This is a genomic window from Aeromonas veronii (assembly GCF_040215105.1).
In the GTDB taxonomy this organism is placed as follows: Bacteria; Pseudomonadota; Gammaproteobacteria; order Enterobacterales; family Aeromonadaceae; genus Aeromonas; species Aeromonas veronii_G.
This window is the reverse complement of the sequence record NZ_CP157875.1, coordinates 1,015,248-1,036,450: the sequence shown is the minus strand read 5'-3', so window position 1 is coordinate 1,036,450 and position 21,203 is coordinate 1,015,248. Positions and strand designations below refer to the sequence as shown.

At 59.1% G+C, this 21,203-nt stretch carries 19 protein-coding genes; 9 read left to right on the top strand and 10 right to left on the bottom strand.

The genetic code is table 11. The annotated features are described in order from the left end of the window. Positions 1 to 82 precede the first annotated feature (82 nt). The 6 genes from ABNP46_RS04965 (at position 83) to ABNP46_RS04940 (ending at position 5,271) form a co-directional block, all read left to right on the top strand. Entirely contained in the window at positions 83 to 1,216 is a 1,134-nt protein-coding gene (locus ABNP46_RS04965) for a methyltransferase (RefSeq protein ID WP_349921321.1), read from the top strand. Positions 1,217 to 1,240: 24 nt separating this feature from the next. Beyond that, positions 1,241 to 1,813, top strand: a complete 573-nt coding sequence (locus ABNP46_RS04960) for a YajG family lipoprotein (protein WP_349921320.1) — start codon at positions 1,241 to 1,243, stop codon at positions 1,811 to 1,813. Between the two features lie 15 nt (positions 1,814 to 1,828). Then, positions 1,829 to 2,380, top strand: a complete 552-nt coding sequence (locus ABNP46_RS04955; RefSeq protein ID WP_349921319.1) for a peptidylprolyl isomerase — start codon at positions 1,829 to 1,831, stop codon at positions 2,378 to 2,380. Positions 2,381 to 2,524: 144 nt separating this feature from the next. After that, complete coding sequence (locus tag ABNP46_RS04950) at positions 2,525 to 2,818, top strand: hypothetical protein (RefSeq protein WP_349922383.1); 294 nt, start codon at positions 2,525 to 2,527, stop codon at positions 2,816 to 2,818. 85 nt (positions 2,819 to 2,903) lie between these two features. Next, positions 2,904 to 4,307, top strand: a complete 1,404-nt coding sequence (locus ABNP46_RS04945; RefSeq protein WP_434476177.1) for an AmpG family muropeptide MFS transporter — start codon at positions 2,904 to 2,906, stop codon at positions 4,305 to 4,307. A gap of 157 nt (positions 4,308 to 4,464) precedes the next feature. After that, positions 4,465 to 5,271: an outer membrane protein OmpK gene (locus ABNP46_RS04940; RefSeq protein WP_349921318.1), complete on the top strand. Its 807-nt coding sequence runs from the start codon at positions 4,465 to 4,467 to the stop codon at positions 5,269 to 5,271. Between the two features lie 117 nt (positions 5,272 to 5,388). On the opposite strand, the gene ABNP46_RS04935 is transcribed toward ABNP46_RS04940, so the two are convergent. Next, complete coding sequence (locus tag ABNP46_RS04935) at positions 5,389 to 5,871, bottom strand: YajQ family cyclic di-GMP-binding protein (protein ID WP_349921316.1); 483 nt, start codon at positions 5,869 to 5,871, stop codon at positions 5,389 to 5,391. Positions 5,872 to 6,097: 226 nt separating this feature from the next. Here ABNP46_RS04935 and ABNP46_RS04930 point away from each other — a divergent pair, with 226 nt between their 5' ends. After that, positions 6,098 to 7,045, top strand: coding sequence for a ketopantoate reductase family protein (locus tag ABNP46_RS04930; RefSeq protein ID WP_349921315.1), 948 nt, complete (start codon positions 6,098 to 6,100; stop codon positions 7,043 to 7,045). Positions 7,046 to 7,085: 40 nt separating this feature from the next. Continuing rightward, a complete protein-coding gene (locus ABNP46_RS04925) occupies positions 7,086 to 7,661 on the top strand; it encodes a DJ-1 family glyoxalase III (RefSeq protein WP_349921314.1) in 576 nt (191 codons plus the stop codon). 117 nt (positions 7,662 to 7,778) lie between these two features. Here ABNP46_RS04925 and ABNP46_RS04920 read toward each other — a convergent pair whose 3' ends face one another. The 9 genes from ABNP46_RS04920 to phnW form a co-directional block, all read right to left on the bottom strand. Next, the gene (locus ABNP46_RS04920; protein WP_349921313.1) at positions 7,779 to 8,522 is read right to left on the bottom strand and encodes a hypothetical protein; all 744 of its coding nucleotides are present in this window, start codon (positions 8,520 to 8,522) and stop codon (positions 7,779 to 7,781) included. Further along, positions 8,522 to 11,692, bottom strand: a complete 3,171-nt coding sequence (locus ABNP46_RS04915) for a toxin VasX (protein WP_349921312.1) — start codon at positions 11,690 to 11,692, stop codon at positions 8,522 to 8,524. The genes ABNP46_RS04920 and ABNP46_RS04915 overlap by 1 nt, the downstream gene beginning before the upstream one ends. Beyond that, positions 11,689 to 12,558: a DUF4123 domain-containing protein gene (locus tag ABNP46_RS04910; RefSeq protein ID WP_349921311.1), complete on the bottom strand. Its 870-nt coding sequence runs from the start codon at positions 12,556 to 12,558 to the stop codon at positions 11,689 to 11,691. The genes ABNP46_RS04915 and ABNP46_RS04910 overlap by 4 nt, the downstream gene beginning before the upstream one ends. Further along, positions 12,555 to 14,603, bottom strand: a complete 2,049-nt coding sequence (locus ABNP46_RS04905; protein WP_349921310.1) for a type VI secretion system tip protein VgrG — start codon at positions 14,601 to 14,603, stop codon at positions 12,555 to 12,557. Before ABNP46_RS04905 ends, ABNP46_RS04910 begins: the two co-directional genes overlap by 4 nt. Positions 14,604 to 14,888: 285 nt before the next feature. Beyond that, positions 14,889 to 15,407, bottom strand: a complete 519-nt coding sequence (gene hcp1 / locus ABNP46_RS04900) for a type VI secretion system effector Hcp1 (protein WP_349921309.1) — start codon at positions 15,405 to 15,407, stop codon at positions 14,889 to 14,891. A gap of 237 nt (positions 15,408 to 15,644) precedes the next feature. After that, complete coding sequence (locus ABNP46_RS04895; protein WP_349921308.1) at positions 15,645 to 16,406, bottom strand: LuxR family transcriptional regulator; 762 nt, start codon at positions 16,404 to 16,406, stop codon at positions 15,645 to 15,647. A gap of 521 nt (positions 16,407 to 16,927) precedes the next feature. Further along, positions 16,928 to 17,767 (bottom strand): phosphonoacetaldehyde hydrolase, encoded by an 840-nt coding sequence (gene phnX / locus ABNP46_RS04890; RefSeq protein WP_349921307.1) that lies wholly within the window; start codon positions 17,765 to 17,767, stop codon positions 16,928 to 16,930. After that, positions 17,760 to 19,151 carry an aspartate aminotransferase family protein gene (locus ABNP46_RS04885; RefSeq protein ID WP_349921306.1) on the bottom strand — a complete coding sequence of 464 codons (1,392 nt, stop codon included), beginning with the start codon at positions 19,149 to 19,151 and terminating at the stop codon, positions 17,760 to 17,762. The genes phnX and ABNP46_RS04885 overlap by 8 nt, the downstream gene beginning before the upstream one ends. Continuing rightward, positions 19,148 to 20,290, bottom strand: coding sequence for a 2-aminoethylphosphonate--pyruvate transaminase (phnW, locus tag ABNP46_RS04880; protein WP_349921305.1), 1,143 nt, complete (start codon positions 20,288 to 20,290; stop codon positions 19,148 to 19,150). Before phnW ends, ABNP46_RS04885 begins: the two co-directional genes overlap by 4 nt. Positions 20,291 to 20,478: 188 nt before the next feature. On the opposite strand from phnW, the gene phnR reads away from it, so the two are divergent. Continuing rightward, positions 20,479 to 21,186, top strand: a complete 708-nt coding sequence (gene phnR / locus ABNP46_RS04875) for a phosphonate utilization transcriptional regulator PhnR (RefSeq protein WP_349921304.1) — start codon at positions 20,479 to 20,481, stop codon at positions 21,184 to 21,186. Positions 21,187 to 21,203: the final 17 nt, after the last annotated feature.

Here is a 21,203-nt window from a genome sequence, read left to right as displayed (position 1 = left end):
CGCTAGAATAGCGCCACTTCAACGACCGGCTCGTCGCTGGCTGTCGTTGCCATATATAAGCATCACCTTGGATACTTCTCTTATGCAGACCCTACTCGACACGGCGCATTGCCGCCTGACCCTTTACCGGTATCCGCGGCAGAGCCAGGATCCCCTGCAGGCCTGGGATGCGGCAGACGAATATCTCATCAACGAACTCGCCGAGTCGCCGCTCGAGCAGTGCGGCCCCGTCATCATCATGAACGACGGCTTCGGCGCCCTGACTGCCTATCTGCACGACCATACCCCCCGGTGCGTGACCGACTCCCATATCAGCGAACGGGCGACCCTGGCGAATCTGGCCGAGAATGGCCTGGATCCCCACGACATCCGCCTGCAGGATGCGCTGGCTCCGCTGCCCTTGGCTCCCGCTCTGGTGGTGATCAAGGTGTCCAAGTATCAGGCGCTGCTGGAGCAGCAACTGCTGGCCCTGCGCCAGGTGGTCACCCCGACCACCCGGATCCTGGCGGCGGGCAAGGCGAAGGATATTCACACCTCCACCCTCAAGCTGTTCGAGAAATACCTGGGCGAGACCCGCACCTCGCTGGCCTGGAAGAAGGCCCGTCTCATTCACTGTACGCCGGACGCCCTGCGCCCTGCGCTGGATAATCCCTTCCCCACCACCTGGCCGCTGGAAGGCAGCAACATGCTGATCCACAACCATGCCAACGTATTTTCCCGCACCAGCCTGGATATCGGCGCCCGCTTCATGCTGGACAACCTGCCTATCCACAGCGCCCGACGGGTGATCGATCTGGGTTGCGGCAACGGCGTGCTGGGGCTCTCCCTGCTGGCGCGAGACAGCGAGGTGGAGGTGACTTTCATCGACGAATCCCACATGGCGGTGGACTCGGCGCGCCTGAACGTCGAGCACAACCTGCCCGATGCCCTGCCCCGCGCCCACTTCCTGGTCAATAACTGTCTCGATGGGATAGAAACGGGAGCGGCCGATCGCATTCTCTGCAATCCGCCCTTCCACCAACTGCAGGCGATCACTGACCATATCGCCTGGCAGATGTTCACCGATGCGCACCGGGTGTTGCCTCAGGGGGGGGAACTCTGGATAGTAGGCAACCGCCATCTGGATTATCACAATAAACTCAAGCGCTTGTTTGCCAACGCACAAGTGGTTGCATCGAACAGCAAGTTCGTTATTTTGAAAGCCATCAAACGCTAAAGATAAAGCTAAAGGAAACCCATGATGAAAAAGTCACTCTTGCTGCTGGCCGCCCTGATGCTGGGTGGTTGTGCCACTCACTGGCCGGAGACCGCCTTGCTCAACCCGCAAGTCATCCCCGCCAACCAGCAGTACTACTCCGGCAACCGGATCACCATGGAAGGGGTCGACAAGCGCGAAGCCGCCTATGTCTTCTCCATCAAGAAGAAAGAGAAGGCCCCCGTTCTGGTCAACAGTGCCCAGCCCCTCAACAACCTGCTGGCCGAGAAACTGGCCGAGGGCCTGCGCAGTCAGGGGCTTGAAGTGGGCAACAGCGGTACCACCAACCTGACCCTGGCCATCTCCACCGCCGCCGTGACCGTGGAAGAGAAGACCTTCACCTATGTGACCAAATCCAAGGTCAGTCTGCAGGTGATCGCCGATTTCCAGGGCAGCAAGCTGACCAAGCAATTCAACATGTCCTCCAGCAAGGAGGAGCCGGGTGAGCCGAGCATGGCCGATCTGGAGTCCACCCTGAACCAGCAACTGGGCAGCGTACTGCAGCAGATCATGGCCGACGAGGCTCTGCGCGGTTATCTCAAGGGCCAACCGAGCTAAACGAGGAAGCGATACATGAAAAAACTCTGGTTATTGGCCATGCTGATCGCCCCCCTGGCGTTTGCCGGCCCCAAGGTCAGGATGGAGACCAATCACGGCAACATCGTCGTGGAGCTGGCCCCCAAGCAGGCGCCGCAGACGGTGAAGAACTTTCTGCGCTATGTGGCGGACGGCAGCTATGACGGCAGCCTGTTCCACCGGGTGATCCAGAACTTCGTGGTGCAGGGAGGGGGCTACAACCAGCAGTTCCAGCCGCTGCCGACCTTCGACCCTGTGGTGAACGAGTCCAAGGGAGGCCTGCCCAACAAGCGCGGTAGCATCGCTATGGCCCGTACCCAGGCCGTCGACAGCGCCACCCGCCAGTTCTATTTCAACCTGGCGGACAACGACAACCTCAACGCCAATGCAGGCGCCGGTTACACCGTATTCGGCCAGGTGGTGCAAGGCATGGAGGTGCTGGACAAACTGGCACTGGTGCAGACAGGTTACAGCTCCATCCTGAGAGCCAACGATGTGCCGACCAGCCCCATCATCCTGAAAAGAGTCGTGCTGCTGGCGGAGAAATAACGCGGAGCGGATCACATCCTGCCTCATCACCGCCAAGGTCACCGGCGCCCCTTTCTATACTCTGGCCTTGCCCCCATCCCGGGGGCCCCAGAGGAGAAAAAGGAGGCGCCGGTGATCTATCAGGCCTACATAACCCAACACGCCATGCTGCTGTCCCAGGCTGTTCGTCACTTCCTGGCACGGGAAATTGCCTACCAACAGCTGGAAGATGTGAGCTGGCAACTGCTCTCCCACTGGCAAGCCCTGCCCCACTGCACCGACAAACAACCGTCCAGTCAGCGAGAATCCGTCTTCTGGCACCTGCTGCACAGCCTGCATCTATGGGATGAGCAACAGATCGATACCGATCCCCGGCTGCGACTGCAGTTGATGGCCTGCGCCAACTATCTCCTCGAGCAGGGGCCCTGTCCGCCTCACTGCATCGGTTCACGACCCTGAAGGCCTGCGGACGACGTTCTGCTTGCCTTGGCTATCCCCTTCGAACCTGACAAAATAGCCACCTTTTCCCCGAGGAGTCAGGCATTTGAACACTCTCCGCCCGCCCAGTCGTAACCCGGGCCGCCTCACCAGCTGGCGAGACGCCCTCGCCGTGTATCTCGAAGGCCGGGTTCTCATCCTGTTTGCCATGGGCTTCTCCTCCGGCCTGCCCCTGCTGCTGGTCTTTGGCACCCTCTCGTTCTGGTTGCGTGAAGCCGATGTAAGCCTCACCGACATCGGCTACATGAGCTGGGTGGCCCTGGCCTACGGCTTCAAGTGGGTGTGGTCTCCCCTGGTCGATCGCCTCTCCCTGCCCCTGCTCTCGCGCCTGTTGGGACGACGGCGCAGCTGGATGCTGCTCTCCCAACTGCTGACCGCCCTCGCCCTAGTGGGCATGGCCTATTGCGATCCCAAGACCCAGCTCGCCCAGCTCGCCCTCTTCGCCCTGCTGGTGGCCTTTGCCTCGGCTACCCAGGACATCGTCATCGATGCCTACCGCATCGAGTCGGCCCCCGAGCGCCTGCAGGCGGCCATGGCGGCCTCCTACATGACCGGCTATCGGCTCGCGATGATCATGGCGGGCGCCGGCGCTCTGGCGCTGGCCGCCTGGCTTGGCAGCAACAGCGGCTACGACTATCGCGGCTGGCAGCTCACCTATCTGTGCATGGCGGGGCTCATGTCCCTCGGCATTATCACCACCCTGCTGTGTCATGAGCCCGACATCGATCTCGCTCGCCAGAACGAGCAACAGGCCGAGCGCAAGCAACTGCTGCAACAGCAAGGCTGGCCAACCCCGCTGGCGGGGCTGGGTGCCTGGGTCTACGAGGCCATCTGGTGTCCATTCGCCGATTTCTTCCGCCGTTTCGGGGGCTCCGCCCTGCTGATCCTCGGGCTCATCGCCTGCTATCGCATCTCGGACGTGGTAATGGGGGTGATGTCCAACAGCTTCTATGTGGACCTGCAATTCAGCAAAACGGAAGTGGCCACCATCACCAAGGTATATGGGGTCATCATGACGCTGGTCGGGGCGGCATTGGGAGGGGTACTGGTGATGCGGCTGGGAACCTTGCGCATCCTGTTTCTTGGCGCCGTGCTCACCGCCAGCACCAACTTGCTGTTTGCCCTGCTCAACGAAGTCGGCCACAACCTGGAGCTGCTGACCCTGATCATCTCGCTCGACAACCTCAGCGCCGGCATCGCCACCGCAGCTTTCGTGACCTATCTGTCGAGCCTGACCAACGTCGCCTTCTCGGCCACCCAGTATGCGCTGTTCAGCTCCATCATGTTGCTGCTACCCAAGCTGCTTGCGGGGTTCTCAGGCCGTTTTGTCGAGCTGTTTGGCTACAGTCACTTCTTCATCGGCACCAGTCTGCTCGGGGTGCCCGTGATGCTGCTGATCATTGTAGTTTCCAAACGAGGCAAGCATTTGTCACCACAAGCGAACAAATAGCAAGCGTTTGCCTAAATGAGGGGGTGATTAGATTCACAAATCCTGACAAAGTTCCCTGGCTCTTGTTTATCCGTTGAAATTATTTGGCTAGAATCCCTCCCGCTCCTTGTGGGCAGGCTACGGAAAACCTCAACTAAACACACAAGAGACCAATAAAATGGCCAAATTTACCAAGACTCTGATCGCTGCCGGTCTGCTGGCTGCATCCGCCACCCCGGCTTTTGCTGCCGACTACAGCGGTGACATCCACAAGAACGACTACAAGTGGTTCCAGTTCAACGTAATGCACACCATCGACCAGCTGCCCTACAGCGAGTCTGAAGGTGGCTACAACGATACCTACTTCGAAATGGAGTTTGGTGGCCGCTCTGGTATCTTCGATCTGTACGGTTACGTCGATGTGTTTGACATCTTCCAGAACCGTCACGACGACAAGCACAACCAAGACAACCTGTTCATCAAGTTCGCACCGCGTATCTCCATCGATGCCATGACTGGCAAAGATCTCTCCTTCGGTCCGATCCAGGAAGTCTACATCGCCAACCTGGTCAACGTAGGTGGTCCGGATGGTCTGTTCGAAGCCATGACCGGTCTGGGTGCCGACGTACAAGTACCTTGGTTCGGTAAAGTTGGCATGAACCTGTATGCCCGCCACGTCAACGAAGGCACCGGTGAGCAAGGCTGGAACGGCTATCAGTTCTCCATGAACTGGTTCAAGCCTTTCTACACCTTCTCCAACGGCAGCTTCGTCGCCTATCAGGGTTACCTGGATCACCTGTTTGATGCCAAGGACACCTCCACCGACGGTACCGCCATGTTCAACGGCCTGTACTGGCACTCCGACCGCTACGCCGTCGGTTACGGCCTGAAGTACTTCAACGACATCTACGGTATCCAGAACGGTTCCTACGGCCTGAAAACCACCGGTTTCGGCCACTACTTCTCCGTTACCTACAAGTTCTAATCGAACGGGTATCTGGGATACAAAAAACCGGAGCAACTGCTCCGGTTTTTTATGGGCTTTCGCCAAACAAAAAGGGGAAGCCTTATGCCTCCCCTTTCTCGTCAATCGAGCTATCGATCAATCACGGAAGTTCTGGAACTGCATCGGTTGGCCCAGCTCGGCACCGCGCACCAGCGCCATGGTTTCCTGCAGATCGTCACGCTTCTTGCCGGTCACGCGCACTTCGTCACCCTGGATGGCAGCCTGCACCTTGATCTTGGAGTCTTTGATAAGCTTCACCAGCTTCTTGGCGACCTCTTTGTCGATCCCCTGCTTGAACTTCACGGTCAGGTGGAAACGCTTGCCGGAGTGAATGCTGTCACCCACGTCCATGGAGCTGTTCTCGATCTGGCGCTTGAGCAGCGCCCCGCGCAGGATCTCGACCATCTGCTTGAGCTGGAAATCGGCATCCGCCTCCAGCTTGACCTCTTCTTTGTTCAGTTCGAAGCTGGCTTCCACCCCACGAAAATCGAAACGGGTCGCCAGTTCACGATTGGCGTTATCGACGGCGTTCAACACCTCGTTCATTTTGACTTCAGAGACAATATCGAATGACGGCATAGCCGGGCTCCTCATGCTGTGCTGTATGTTGTGCTTTGGGGTAATGCGAATAGGGGGCAAATCTACCAGAAAACGGGCAAATTTGCTGATTTCGATGGGATGGCTCTGCTAGAATCCTCTCCGCACAGGAATGGCGAGACCCGTTAGTGTCCGCCAGGCGACCTCTTCCTTTATCCCCGGTAAGCGGTTGATCGGAATGCGACCACTACCCTGACTGAGTCTCTCCATGCCAAGCGGATTACGCGACAATAACCTGAAAACCAGCCGTCACCCCCTCCCTCCCCAATGGACCCTGCTGGGCTGCGGTGCTCTGGGGGGTGTCTTCGCATCCCTGCTGACCCAAAGCGGTCAATCGACCCGTGTCCTGTTGCGCGAACGGCACCGGGCCACCCTGCACCCCGGCATCGATTTTACCTCTCTCGACGGTCATACCCAGCTGCTGACCATAGAGCGCGGCTTCATCAGTCAGCCCGGCGCCATCAAACGCCTGCTGGTGATGACCAAGGCAAGCCAGGTCGTCCCGGCCCTGACCCCGCTGATCGGCCGACTGCCTGCGGGCGTCCCCATCGTACTGCTGCACAATGGCATGGGCATCGCCGAGCAGGTGGTTCAACGCTTCCCGCACAACCCGGTCATCGCCGGCGTCACCAGCCACGGCGCCATGCAGAGCGGCCACTTCGTGTTCCGCCACACCGGCAAGGGCGAAACCTGGCTCGGACCGGTCAACGTGGCAGCCAAGGCTCACGCCTATCTGGCGGATGAACTCGCCCGTGCCCTCGGCCAGGCCGGATGGGATGAACAGATCCGGGCTCGTCAATGGCAAAAGCTCGCCATCAACTGCGCCATCAACCCGCTCACGGCACTTTACAAGGTCAAGAATGGCGAACTGAGTGGCTCCCGCTTCACCGATGCCCTGCAACAGATCTGCGTGGAAGTAGTGGACGTGATGCAGGCCGAAGGGTTGCCCGTCAGCAATGAAGAGCTGCTGCGCCGGGTAATGACGGTGGTGGAGCTCACCGCCGACAATTACTCTTCCATGTATCAGGATATGGAACTGGGACGAGAGACCGAGATCGAAGCCATCACCGGCTTCCTGCTCGCCAAGGCGGCGCAGCACGGCATCGCGGTCCCCGTCAATCAGGGCCTCTACCAGGCCATCAAAGAGAAGCAATAGACCCGGTGAAGTGACGGGCATCAAGCAGGAGGAGCGAGCAATGAGCGTTTTGGTACTGGTTGCCCCGGGTTCGGAAGAGATCGAAACCGTCGCCATCGTCGATACCCTGGTGCGGGCCTCCATCGAAGTGGTATTCGCCTCCTGCTGCCCGGCGGGGCAGCGCCAGATCCGCGCCTCCCGCGGGGTACAGATAGTGGCGGACTGTCATATCGACGAGCTGACCAGCCGTGATTTCGAGGCCATAATCGTGCCGGGCGGCCTGCCCGGTAGCGAAGCCATCCGCGATACCCCCCTCGCCATCGACCTGCTCAAGGTGCAGGCTCTGCGTGGCCGCTGGCGCGCCGCCATTTGCGCAGCCCCCGTGGTGGTGTTGCAGCATCACCACCTGCTGGGAGATGCGCGGGTCACTTGCCATCCAGGTTTTCAGGCCGAGCTCCCCCCTGCTCAACTCATCACTGAGCGGGTAGTGAGGGACGAGGCCCACCGCCTTATCACCAGCCAGGGCCCCGGCAGCGCCATCGAATTCGCCCTCGAAATCGTGCGGGCACTGCGAGGTGATGAAGCTGCCCACGCAGTAGCAGGTCCCATGGTGCAGCCCCCTTCGGTATCGCCATAATCGCGCCAAACTCGTCCCGGAAAACAACAGAGCGCCCTTGCCTGTAGCAAGGGCGCTCTGTTATAGGGACCCAGATTGCATCTAGATAACTCTCCCCTTACAGGTGCCATAGAAGAATCAAGTCATTGGATGACCTTTGATGTTTTTTATATCGACGCATCTGATTTGATTTTTAATCAGTTCAATAACACGCTCAAAATCCTCAGACTTGCAATATAGATTATCGCTATATGCAACTTTAAAGGGGGTAGATTCAAATCTCAGTGCCTTTTTTCTCTTAGAAATAGACAGCGTGTAGGGCCAGTCTTTTTTAAACATGGTTTCATGTTCTGATACTTCACTCTTAAAATCAGTGAAAAATACCGCAAAGAGCGCCATACCCCCAGCGCCAACCAGGGCCAGTGGCCCCAATATGGCAACAGCTACGACACATACCACCACACCAAGCCAAGCCAAACCACGCACTATGGTGTAGGCCACTTCGGGAATAGCATCTTGATAAGTGACGACTACACCCTCCGTAGTTAGCCGATAATGGTAGTCTTTATCCGCCATCACTAAATAACGAAAATAAGGAATCATTACCATGGCAACACCAAAGGCTAGATAAGCAAAACCCCAATCATTATCACCAGTAAGCAATACGCAACCCACAGCAAACAGTACCATTGTTGCTACAACTACCAATATCATTATCCAAGCGAATGGTGTAGGCACACAAATATTCCATTCATAAAGCGTTGGGGCCTCACGTACCCTTTTTTGATTGGCATCGATAATGCGCTGTTGCTCTTCCTGAGGTAACAGATGGAAGGTGGTCTCTTGCTCGCTCACATAAACCGATTCATTTTCCTTATCCATTATTTATTACCTTGCTTGCCGACTACTAGGGCTGGCATGGAGTCCAATACCCTTTGGTGTGTATCCAATGTTATTGGGCCATTGCTATTGCCACTTCCTTTGAAGATAAATTGTCGCTGTACCATCCCCCCCAAATAGCCCAGCTCCAACTTGATGGCTGTATTGGTGTCGACTTTCAGAGGTAGCGTATAGACCAGCTCATTCCAACGTCCACCTTGAATTTCAATTATTTTGGGCTGCATAGCAGACTGATAGCGAGCCAGCTCCTCTTTGGATCGTACCGATACCATCTGACCAGCTCGGGCAAGAGGGTGACCAACGATGTTCAACCCTATGGTCTGCCCTCGCAAATGTGAAGGGAGCGAGAGTTGCAACTGCCACTGTGAGCAGCCAGTATCCATCCAGCCTTGGGGCGCTGAACGAACTACCGTCAAGCTAGCTCCAGGCTTATTTACCAGTTGTTCAAACCGAGCCAGTTCATCCTCAGCGGCCCAGTTGGCAGTTTGCTTGCCCCAGGTCGATTGCAGCAACCACTTTTCCAGATCCGATCTTTTAAAAATATTGATCAACACAGTTAGAGCCAGATAGGCGATACCCAGCACAAAGAGTCCAACAACCATCCAGGGCGCAAAAATAGCAGCGATGGATGAAAAACCTAAACCATTGATACCTAAATACGCAAGCTGGATAAGGAAGATTCCACCTTGTCCAAATAACACCCCTGCCTTCATCTGCAAGAGTGTTTTTTCCATGCCACTTATCAATGGATCTTGGCTCGCCTGCCAACTGTCCAAGGCTTCAAGCCCTGCCGCAGCCAACCCTAGACTAGCAAATGCCAGCATCCGTAGAGAGAAGGCTTTAACCCAGAACGCATGCCCACCCTCTTTTATCGCTGCTTTTATCGAGATTTCGGTCAGGGCTCGACCAGTAGTGAGTGGCTTTAACTTCTCCCATGCCGCCCCCTGGTAGAGCGCGGCGATGGCATTGCCCGTCCAGGCAAAAGCCGAACCCAGTTGCATATTGGCTCGTGACTGGCCGATCGACTTGGCATTTTGTGCCATCCCACCAATGACCACCGTCAGGTTCCAGAGGTTGAGCAGGGCTACCAATCCCCCAAAGGTCGCCAAGTTGGGAACTCTTTCGTTCATAGCGGTGATGCGTTGATTCACTCCACTGCGCACGCTCGCCAGATAGTCACCGATATATTGCCTGGCCTGCTGTTGATACAGGTCACCTTTCAGTTTCACCAGCAGGGGCATTTCGCTGGCAATCAAGGTATCAAGTTGTTGTTGCAAGGTTTTTAGCTGACCGTTGATGGCCTTCACCGTGGTATTGCGCCCGGGTGGTGGTGAGCTGATAGCTGATATTTCCTTGGTAATCGCCCAGACACGTTGCTGGAAGCTGCTGTGAAGCATCCGATAACCGTGATTCACTTCCAGCGGTTTATCACCGAGCAGTGATTCCAGCAGTACCAGCCTCAGGTTGCCTGCCAGGCTGTTCTTCCAGGTGTGGGGCAAGATGGCCGCCATGATTTGGGCGTGGGCGCCCTTGGCAAGGGATTGGCCCGCCCCTTTGATGGCGTCGATCACTGCCTCAACCGTCTGGAACCAAGGCTTCTGCCTGAGCCTCTCCTCCCCCAGCAAGGTCTCCAACTCGGCCACTCGACCAAAGAGGGCAGTCATGTCCCCCGAAGAGGTACTGAGCCAATTATTGTCTACCGTCTGCTCGCTCAGCCCCTTGTGCAACACGACATCAAAACCATAGGGAGCCAGTGCCAGCAAGTTATCACTGACCTTTTCACCAAGCAGTTTTTCCAACGCTTTCTTCCGGGCTTCAGTGCTGCAACTGAGTGAGAGCGCCTGCCCGGCCTCGGCAAACAGAACCTGCAAATAGGCTTGGCCCTTGTCTGTTTTATGGTCCAGACCAAAGGGTAATGGATCGGCCTTAAGGCGAGTCATACCATTGAACAGGTCCTCATGAGCCAGAGTCAGTGCCAGCTCCAGCTCATTGAGAGGCACCTGATACTGCTTGATAAAGGCATTGAGCCCGCCCCAGTTGACCTCGTCCTGAAATGCGGCTCGCTCTTTCCATTGATTGACCTGCTTTTGAGAGGGGTTGAAACCATATTGCTCCCGCAAGATTTTCAGCTTCGCATCGGCCTGTCTCGCCATGGGGGAGTTGAAGTTGATAACTCCAGGCTCCGAACTCATACCCTCTGTATCGGCAAGATAGCGATCCCCCAGATAGTCATCCAGCGCATCTTCAAATACCTGGGTCTTGGCCACATTTCCCCTGACGGAGGCGGGCAAGTCCTTCTCGTCTAGTCGCACCCTGGCAAGATTGCGCGTCACCTCCGCCATCATCAGCTTGTGACTGTTAACTTTGATGGTGGCATCATCTTTACCCAGCAAGGCTTCACGCTTGGCAAGCAGTTGATTGACCGTCATGGAGAGGTCGGCCAGATCGGCCAGATAGTCATTAAGCGCCACTACCATGGCACTCTTGGGATCCGGCATCCCCGCCTTGTAGGCAGCAGGTGAACCGGCTGGTTTATGCGCCAACAGCTTGATCCCTTGCTGATCCTCTTCGGCTGGTTTGGCGAGGGGTGTACAGGACAAGACAAACCCCTGATTCGACATTCCCAGATCTGCCACCTTGTCGAGCGAATCAGGCAAGCCGCAATGGGGGGCCTTCATGGTACTGGCAAAGCTGCCCAGTTTGACTTGTCGCATCCAGGCACTGCGCAAGCCGCTATTTTTCACCATCTCTTTCTTGATGCGCCCCGTCCAACGCTGGGGAGAATAGATGAAGGACAGCGTATGGGTGGCCGGATAGAGCAGATGGCCTTTGCTCCCCTTGCTCTGGCTGATGAAAGCAGCCCCTTTTACTTCATACTCATCAAGATTCTTGGCTGTCTCGTCATAGGCATAGAGCCAGCCATCACGCAGCTGACGCAGGGTATGGTGATGAGACTTGAATTTGACAGGGGCAACGAAGCCGGCCCCCGCAGGAAATGGATGAGGTTGCGTCTTGGGTGAAGAGCAGGGCTCATCAATGGCATAACGCACCGGCACTATGGCTATCTGCTTGTTTTTAAGTGGACAGACCCCTGCCGGGCTCTTGCCATTGGTCGTGCTTGCACACTGGGCGGCTTGATTGGGCGAACTCATGCGTCTCGATCCTTCTTACTCAATGTTTCTGCCAGCTCGGCGGCTCGCTCAATACGCTGTGACGGTGTCTGTGACGAAGATTGGGTGACCAATGCCCTGAGTCCAGGATGCTCCTCTTCCTCATACCAATGGCTGCCGAGATACCCGAGCACATTGAAAAACAACAGCAGATCCCGCTCACTCTCAAACCCCATGTCATAGGCTTGTTCTGCCCAATGGGTCAACCAGCGCTCCGGCTCGGCCTGCTCCTGCCAACGGTCAGGGAACCAGGTGAGCATATGCTCTCTGATCCCATCCAGAATATGCAGCCAACTCACCTCACCCAGGCGCTCCCACTGGGGATCAGACAACCTGAATCTTGCGCCAACAGGATTACCCAGCTCCGATTTGGCCTTTTTGTGCCACCAGACATAGTCCGTTCCTTGACGCATCGGGATCCATACCTGCTCCACCCCCTGCCACAGCCAGGGTTCATCATCCATGAACAGGCGTCCCATGGTTTCGGGCATCGCCAGTTTGAGCAGGATCCGGCTGGTGTAGGGGCTCTCCACTTCGATCAGGGAGCGAAGTTTCTCGGCCATGGGTAACAATGGAAGCCGAGACGATAACAGGTAACCCCATGATGGCTCACGGTTTTGTATGAACCATTTCAGCAGCATCGGGGTCACGCTGACCAGGCAGGGGCTTACTTCCCGCAGGCTGTCCCAAGGAGAATAGAGATAGAGGGGTTGATAGGCCGGAGTCTCCACCTGTTCGAACAGGGCGCGTTCCACCCCGTCAATACGGGCTCCATCCAGCATCAGATAGAGTTGTTCTCCCTCGAACAACGCTATGTCGGGGAAGATGCCATTTTGGGCAGAAGTCATCCTCCGGCACCCTCCTGCGACGCCAATTGCTCACAGATCTCGCAAACCGGTTCCGCCGATTTGAGCGTCGCGATTTGACGCGCAGGTTCCATCGGGGGGGGCGGTGCCACCACTTCCACTTCACCGGGTTGGATGGGCATCTGTCCCGCCCAGCCGGAGCCGGAGCCCGGGCTGCCGCCGGAGTTCATCTTGATGGAGCCGCCACTGAGGGTGACGCCGCTCGGGTCTATCTTGACGAAGCTTCCCCCCACCTTCAGAGTCAGCTCCGCACCGGCTTCCATCACTATCTTCATGCCCGCCTTGTGATGCGCCTCGGTGCCCGCCTCCACCAGGAGAGATTGCCCGAGCTTCTGATGCATGGAGGCATCCACGGTGAGCGAATAGTCGCCCTTGATATGATCCCGCATCTCACCGTTGACGGTGAGATGGTCATTGGCCTTGATGCGGGTCACCCGCTCGTTGTCGATGTCCCTGTGCTCGTCGTGCTTGATGTGCCAGGCAGTGTCACTTTCGATGAGCAGGTTCAGGTCTTTCTGACCGTGGATATAGATCTCTTCCTTGCCCGCCTGATCTTCGAAGCGCAGCTCGTTGAAGCCCTCTCCCTGATGGGTCTCGGTGCGCAGCACGGTGCGGGTCTTGTTGGCCGGAAGCGGATAGGGCGGTCGGTTGGTGGCATGATATGTACGGCCGGTGATGATGGGCTGATCCGGATCCCCTTCCAGGAAACTCACGATCACCTCGTGACCGATGCGCGGGATCGTCATCATGCCGTACTGGCCGCCGGCCCAGCCCTGGCTCACCCGCACCCAGCAGGAGCTCTGATCGTTAGAGCTGCCGTATCTATCCCAGGGGAACTGCAGCTTCACCCGGCCGTGCTCGTCGCAGTAGATCTCCTCCCCTTCCGGTCCCACCACGGTCGCAATCTGCGGGCCATCCACCATGGGTTTGTGGGGCGCCTCTTTGCTGCCGATGCGGGCGCGCCAGGTGGTGCTGGCCTTCACTACCCCGAATTCGTTGTAATAGACGGTGGGGCCGCTGCCCCCCTCCTCTTCCAGCGCCTGGGGTTGCTGGCCAGTGTGGCTGATGCGCACGACTTGCCAGTCGGTGTTGAGCGCGCCGTTCGGATGTTCGGTCAGAGAGAAATACTGCCCCGGCAGCAGGGCCGCGCAGTTGGACTTGCCCTGGCCGGTGACGGCGTCATTGCGCAGAGCGTCGAGCCTGTGCCGGGCAAAGGCCTTGCCGCTCGGGTCCAGCTTGTAACGGCCCGGGGAGTCGAAGTGTTGGTAGCTATCGCGCTGGTGGGTGAGCTCGGCGCCGCGCTGCTTGTGGGAAAGCCCATAGGCCGGGGTCTTGAAGCTGTAGTCCTTGAGTTCCACCTCCGAGGGGCGCACCGCCTCCCGGTAGTGGAACTGACGTACATAAGGGCCCTGCTCGAGCGAGCGATTGCCGAGGTTGAAGAAGAGCTCGGGGCCTTGGGTCAATGCGGCGGCATCGTCGGCAAAGACGATACGATGCTTGCCAGCTTCAAACTCGTGGAAGTAGAAGAGCCCCTCTTCGGCGGCGAGGCGATTCAGGAAATCCAAGTCCGTTTCCCGGTACTGGACGCAGTATTCGCGCTTCGCGTGCTCGTTTTTCAGCGCAAAGGCGTAGTCGGTGATGCCGTGCTCTTGCAAGAGGATGGAGAGGATTTCGTCCGGCTTCTGGGCCTGGAATATGCGCGAATTCTGGCGAAGCCCCAGTCGCCACAGGGTGGGCTGCACCAGCAGCTGATAGCGGGTGCGGCGAAAGCCGCTGTCCCCTTGACCAACATCGCTCACGACACCACACACTCGCCGCTGCAGCTCGCCGTTGTACCAGATGAGTAGCTCGCAGGGTTGGTCCAGCACGGCGCCGAAATCGACATCAGGCTGGGGGCTGGCGAGTTCCAGTCTCAGCTGGAAGGGGCCGCTCAGCGCCTCCTCCAGCGCAAATTCCGCCACCACGAAGGTGCTCTCGGGCAGCGCCCCCACCTTGACGGTAAATTGTAATCCTGTGCTGTCTGCCATCGGTGCGCCTCTGCTGTCGGCCCGCATCGCTGCCGGCTGCCTCAAGGTGGGAGAGAGATCCGCCATGGCCGCCGCTTTTTCGCCGCCATGGCTACCGCACGCCCTCAAGGCGTGCGTGCAGATCCGTCGTCATGTTCTTTGTTGTGCCCGCTCACGCGGCAAACGGGCAGAAGAAAGCCATGGCATGGGTCAGGGGATGAGGAGTTAAGCAAGCGGGGTTTTGAGCTTCATCAGGCTCTGCGGCACACAAAACAAGGAGCACCCATGGGGTGCTCCTTGCAGGCATCACGCCTCGATCGGCGCGCGCCAGTCGTCCGCACCGGAGGTGCCGGCAACGGTGTGCTCCCAGTCAATCTTGCGATAGGCCAGGGAGACCTGGATCAGCTGGGTGAAGTCAGCTTTCGCCGGATCCTGGCAGTGGGGCATCTGGCAGTCGATGTCGACGATGGTGGCATCGGTCAGCACGGTGCTGAAGAAGTGCTCCTGCTTGCCCTCGACGGAGGTGCGGTACCACTTCAGGGTCACTTTCGGCAGCATCTCGCCAGAGGCCAGGGAGTTGTACATCAGCGGCACGGCCTTGTTCAGGGCCACGGTGAACTTGAACGGCTTGTGGACACGCTGACCAGCCGGCTGGCCGGATTGCGGATCGGTCGGCACGGTGACGATGTGCTGGAACTCTTGCACCAGCATCTCGTCTTCGTGGCCTTGCACGAAGATGTTGCCGACGGAGTCGGAGGTGAAGGCACCGGCGGTGATGTTGCCCTGGGTTTTACCTTCGATGCTGATATAACATGGAGTTGGCATGGAATTGCTCCTGATTGGTTAAACGGTAATGACACTCAACCGAAACCATTAGCAGCGTCCATGCCACCTTGCTTATCCCTTATATTTCAATCAATTACCACTATCCCTCACATATCCATCAGCACAAATGGCGCAACAAGACGCCCCCATTAGCACCTTTTACTGCCTAGAGTTGCATTTACAGAGTATTACGCTGGGAAATAGGCAATCCATTGCGCAGTACCGACGAGTCCACTGCTACTCATCCACATTGGCAACCGATGCCAGCTCCACATTCAGCCTGACGACCCCCTGCTTGAGTGCCCAGGAGATGGCCTGGCACTTGCTGTTGGCCCCCAGCTTGGTCACCACATTATTCAGATGGAACGTCACCGTGCGCGGGGTGATCCCCAGGATCTGGGCGATGTCGCTGGTCTGCTTCCCCTCGGCCGCCCAACGGCACACCTCCAGCTCCCGCAGGCTCAGGGCGTCGTGGGGGGAGATCCCCACCAGACAGACTCGCGCCACGGCTTCGAAGATGTGCATGGAGAGCCAGGTGAGGGAAGGCACATCCGCCAGCCACTGCGACTCGGTGCGCGGCGCCGTGGTGATGAGGGAGAGCAGACCGACATGACCGTTGGCCCCGTGCCAGGGGAAAGTGATCCCATCGCACAACCCCGCCTCCCGGGCCAGGGTCATGACCGACAGACTCTGCGCATCGCACACCCCCTCCTTCATGAGGTCCGCCCACAGGATGGGGGTACTCTGCACCATGCCACGCTGCACCACGGGATCGATGGCGAAGAAGTTGGCCTGGGTATAGGCATCCACCCAGGCCTGGGGGCAACCGTTGAAGATGATGACATCCGGCCGCTGTATGGTATTGGGGAAGATCAGGGCCATGCGAAAATGCTCGAACCCCATGTGTGCCGTCAATGTCCGTAGCAGCGCCACTATGGTGCGCTCATCGTCAGCCTCGTCAAACCGGGCGATGAGATCTAATGCGTCAGTTGTATCCATGTCATTGTCTTGCTTGAAACGGTAGCCATATTGTTCAACCCCAACCCCAATGGGCGCTGAACCAGCCGTTAACGAATTGCAACAACCAGGCTACAAAAAACAAAAAGCCCGGTGACGCGAGTCATCTGGGTCATATGAAAGAGGGGGGGAACCACTCGAAACCAAGTCTAACCATCCCATAAAAAGGGGGAAAGTGATAATTATTAATATATTTAGTAAATAAAAACTCCAATTGACATATTTAACACAACTAAAGCCAATTAAATGCAGCATATAAAACTATATCAGGGTGCGAAGCGGGCCATCCAGAAGTGCGTCGCCCATCATTCATTGCCCAGCGTGCCCCCACAGACGTTATCCACGAGGATCCCGGCAGGCTGACTCGATGCTGACACCTGAGCCGACCTGCACCGGACACAGCAAAGGCCCAAGCCGGGGCGAACAACGGGCCGTCAGCTCCCGGTAAGGGCTCATGACCATGAGCCCTTACCTTTCGTCAAATGGATGGACAACGCCTCTTCTCAGGGTCGCTCCCCCAGCGCCAACCGGCGGTTGATGTCGGCAATCACGGGCGCGATGTCTGCCAGGGTGTCGATGACATAGTGGGCCCCCGCCGCGCGCAGTTTGGCCTCGGCGGGAGCGCGGCGCACGGCGATCTCCTCCTGCCCCATGGCCGAAAGCTCTTCCCAGGTGGCGCCGAACTCGTTGCCGGAGACCGAGAGCCCCACGGTCCACATGCCGGCGTTCAGCCCCTCGCTGATGCCGGGCACGGCGTCGTCCACCTTGATGCAGCGATGCACCGCGCCTATCCCGAGTGCTATCACGTTGGCCAGCGCCATCCAGGGGCCGGGACGCCCGCCCGCCTTGAGATCATCGGTGGCGACCCAGTGATCCGGGCAATACCCCAGCTCGGCCGCAGCCGGCACCAGTGCCTCCATCACGGGGCGTGGATAGCCGGAGCAGGAGCCGATGCGCAGCCCCTGCTCCCGCAAACTGGCAAGCACCGGCAGGACCCCGGGGATGGGGGCGGCGAAGTGGGTCACCGCCGCTATCTGCAGCGGCATGAAGGTGTGATAGAGGTGATCCACCTCGTCGCGGCTCATGGGGTGGCCGAAACGGGCCTGCCAGCGGGCATCCACCGAGGGCAGGCGGCCGAGGGTGGCAATGTGATCCCACTTGCCAAGACCCATGGGCTGGCGTGCCTCCTCCAGAGTCACCTCGAAATCAAACGCCTGGGCAAAGGCCTCCACGAAGATGGAAGTCGGCGCGAAGGAGCCGAAGTCCACCACGGTTCCGGCCCAGTCGAGGATCACGCCCTGAACGTCAGTGGCGGGGTGAGAAGCGGTTTGCATGTCAGTCATGTATCTGTTCCTGTGAGGTTTCGATCTCGCCGAGGGCCTGATCGAGGATGGCAATGGCCTGCGCCAGATCGGCGCGGCTGATGTTAAGAGGGGGGGAGAGCTGGATGACGTTGCCCTGGGAAACCTTGAAACTGAGGCCCAGCGCCAGGCAGCGATAGAGCAGCCGCTCGGCGGCCTGGCTGGCCCGGGCCCGGCTCTGGTGGTCAGTCACCAGATCCAGCGCCCACAGCAGGCCGATGCCGCGCACCTGGCCTATCAGGGGGTGACGCTCGGCAAGCTTGCCAAGCTCGGTGGCCATGAAGCGGCCATCCTCCTGCGCCTTGGCCAGCAGTCCCTCTTCGCGAATCACCTCGATGATGGCCAGCGCCGCCGCACAACCGACGGGGCTCTTCTCATGGGTGTAGTGACCGAGCGAGATGGCGGCCGCCTGATTGAAACGATCCCGGGTGATGAGGGCGGCAAACGGCACCACACCGCCCCCCAACCCCTTGCCGAGGCAGATGATGTCCGGCTCGATGCCAAACTCCTCGAAACTGAACCAGTGACCGGTCCGCCCCAGGGCATTGGGGATCTCGTCGACGATGAGCAACACCCCATGGCGATCGCAGGTCTCCCTCACCCGCTGCCAGTAAGCTTTGGACGGTACCTGCACATCGGTATTGCGGATGGGCTCGGCGATGAAGGCGCCTATCCCCCCTTCCTTCTCGATCACGTATTCCAGGTAGTCGGCGTAGTGCAGATCCTCCCCTTCCCCGCGATACCAGGCTCCGCGATAACGGGTAGGGGGCGGGATCCGCTCCACCCCGGGGAGCAGCGGCCCCATCCCGACCCGAAAACAGGCCTCTCCCCCCACCGAGATGGCATCGAGGGAGGCGCCGTGAAAGGCATCCCACAGCGACACCACCTTGCTGTTGCCGGTGATGAAGCGGGCGAGCTTGAGGGCGATGCCCACCACTTCGCTACCCCCGGGGGCAAACAGCACCCGGTTGAGATCGCCGGGGGCCAGTTCGGCCAGGGTGCGGGCACAGTCGATGGCGACCTGATGGGTGTAGCGACGCGGCGCAAACGGCAGCTCAGTCAGTTGCTGCTGCACCCGCGCCACCACCTTGGGATGGCCATGGCCGAGCTGATGCACGCTGTTGCCGTGAAAATCCAGATACTGATGGCCGGAGACACTGGTCAACCAGCACCCCTCTGCTCCCGCCAAAAGATCAAGGCAGGGGCTGGAGAGGGCCTGATGGAGGAAATAGCGGCCATCGTCGGCCAAGCCATCGCGCACGGGTTCAGGCTGACCCGCCCACCAGCGCTGGCGAGCCGCCCCCAGATTGATGTCCCCCTCGGTGTCGGCGAGGCCGCCGCCGGGCAGGGTCGGGTAGCCGCTCATCGCGCTCCCTCCTGCCAGTAGCAGGCATCCGCCATGGCGGCCAGCAGGTCACGCACCTTGGCCGGCGTCACGTCGCCGATGTTGCCGATGCGAAAGCAATCCGCCCGTGAGACCTTGCCCGGGTAGATGACGAAGCCTTGGGCCTTGAGGCGCTGATAAAAATCGACAAAGCGGTAGTCGGGATGGGTGGGGGAGTAGAAGGCCGTGATGATGGGAGATTGCCAGGCCGTGGGCAGCAGAGGCGCGAAACCGAGGGCGGCCATGCCTGCCACCAGGGTGCGCTGGTTCTCCTGATAGCGGCGATGGCGCGCGGTGATGCCCCCCTCCTCCTCCAGTTCCCGCAGCGCCTGGGCGAACGCCAGCACGGTGTGGGTCGGCGAGGTGAAGCGCCACTTGCCCCCCTGCTGCTCCATGGTCTGCCACTGGGCGTGCAGATCGAGGGAGACGGAGCGGGCCCGTCCGGCGCAGGCCGCGAGGGCGGCTCGACGCGCGATGACGAAACCAAAGCCCGGCACCCCCTGGATGCACTTGTTGGCGGAGCTGATGAGGAACTCGATGCCAAGCTGCCCCATGTCGATGGGGATGCCGCCAAAGCTGCTCATGGCATCGACGATGAAGCGGATGCCGCGGCGCTGACAGAGCGCTGCCACCTCCTCCAGCGGGTTCAGCATGCCGGTGGTGGTCTCGCAGTGCACCATGGCGAGGTGGGTGATGCCGGGATGCCCATCAAGCAGGGCGTCGATGGTCGCCACCTCGGGGCGCTCGGTCTCGCCGCAGTCGAGCTCGAGATGATTCAGGCCGAGGCAGCGCGCCATCTCCACCATGCGGGCCCCGTAGGCACCGTTGTTGATAATGAGCAGGCAGTCATCTTGCCCGAGCGCCGAGCCCAGCACGCTCTCCACCACATAGCTGCCGCTGCCCTGGAGCAGCACGGCACTGTAGTCGGCGGCATATTGCGGGGCCATGGCCAGACGCACCAACTCGCGGCGGATGGGCTCCACCACTCCCTGGTTGTAGTCCGCATCCCAGGTGCAGCTGTCCTGCAACATGGCGGCGCGCACCGTGGGAGTGGTGGAGAGGGGGCCCGGGGTCAGCAGCAGGTAGTCGACGGCAGCGGGGGCGGCAGGGATGTGGGTCATGGCTTTGCTCCATTTGGTATATACCAGATTGAGCTTATTGTGCTGAACGCCCCCTTCCGGGTCAAAGGGGTGCCCCTACGTGCAACAAAAAATTCATTTTCGGCGCCATCATCGCGATAATCTAGAGATCCTGAATCGGGGACCAAAACTGGTCTCTACCAAGCATGTTTTCGTCCACAAGGATCCCCATGAGCAAACCTCAATACCTGCAGATCAAGGATGCCCTCACCACCCAGATCCAGGCGGGCGGGCTGCAGGCCAACGACAAGCTCCCCTCCGAACGGCTGCTGGGGGAACTCTACGGCACCACCCGGGTCACCATCCGCGAGGCCCTGGTGCAGTTGGAGGCAAACGGCCTCATCTACCGGGAAGACAGGCGCGGCTGGTTCGTGACCCCGCCCCGCTATCGCCTGAACCCGAGACGCACCTCCAACTTCCACCAGATAGTGCGCGAGCAAGGGGGAGAGCCTTGTACCGAGCTGCTGGAGAAGGGCCGCCAGCCGGTGCCCCCCGCCCTGATGACGCGGCTGCAGCTCAAGCCATTCGACAGCCTGTTCCTGCTCAAGCGGCTGCGCTACGCCAACGGACGTGCCCTCTGCTACTGCGAGAACCACTGCCTGCCCGAGCGGGTGCCCGGCCTGCTTGAACTGGATCTCAACGGCAGCCTGACCGAGATCTACGAGGCCCACTACGGTCTGCAGTATGCCCGCATGCAGGTGCGCTTCTTCCCCACCGCCCTGCCGGACGAGGTGGCCAAGGCGCTGGGGGCCACCGCCGGACTGCCCGCCCTGCGCCTTGAGCGGCTCAACTTCGATCAGCACGGCCGGGTGCTCGATTTCGATCTGGAATACTGGCGCCACGACAGCCTGGAGATCGAGGTGGACACCGGGGAGTAACCTCATCAAAACGTCAC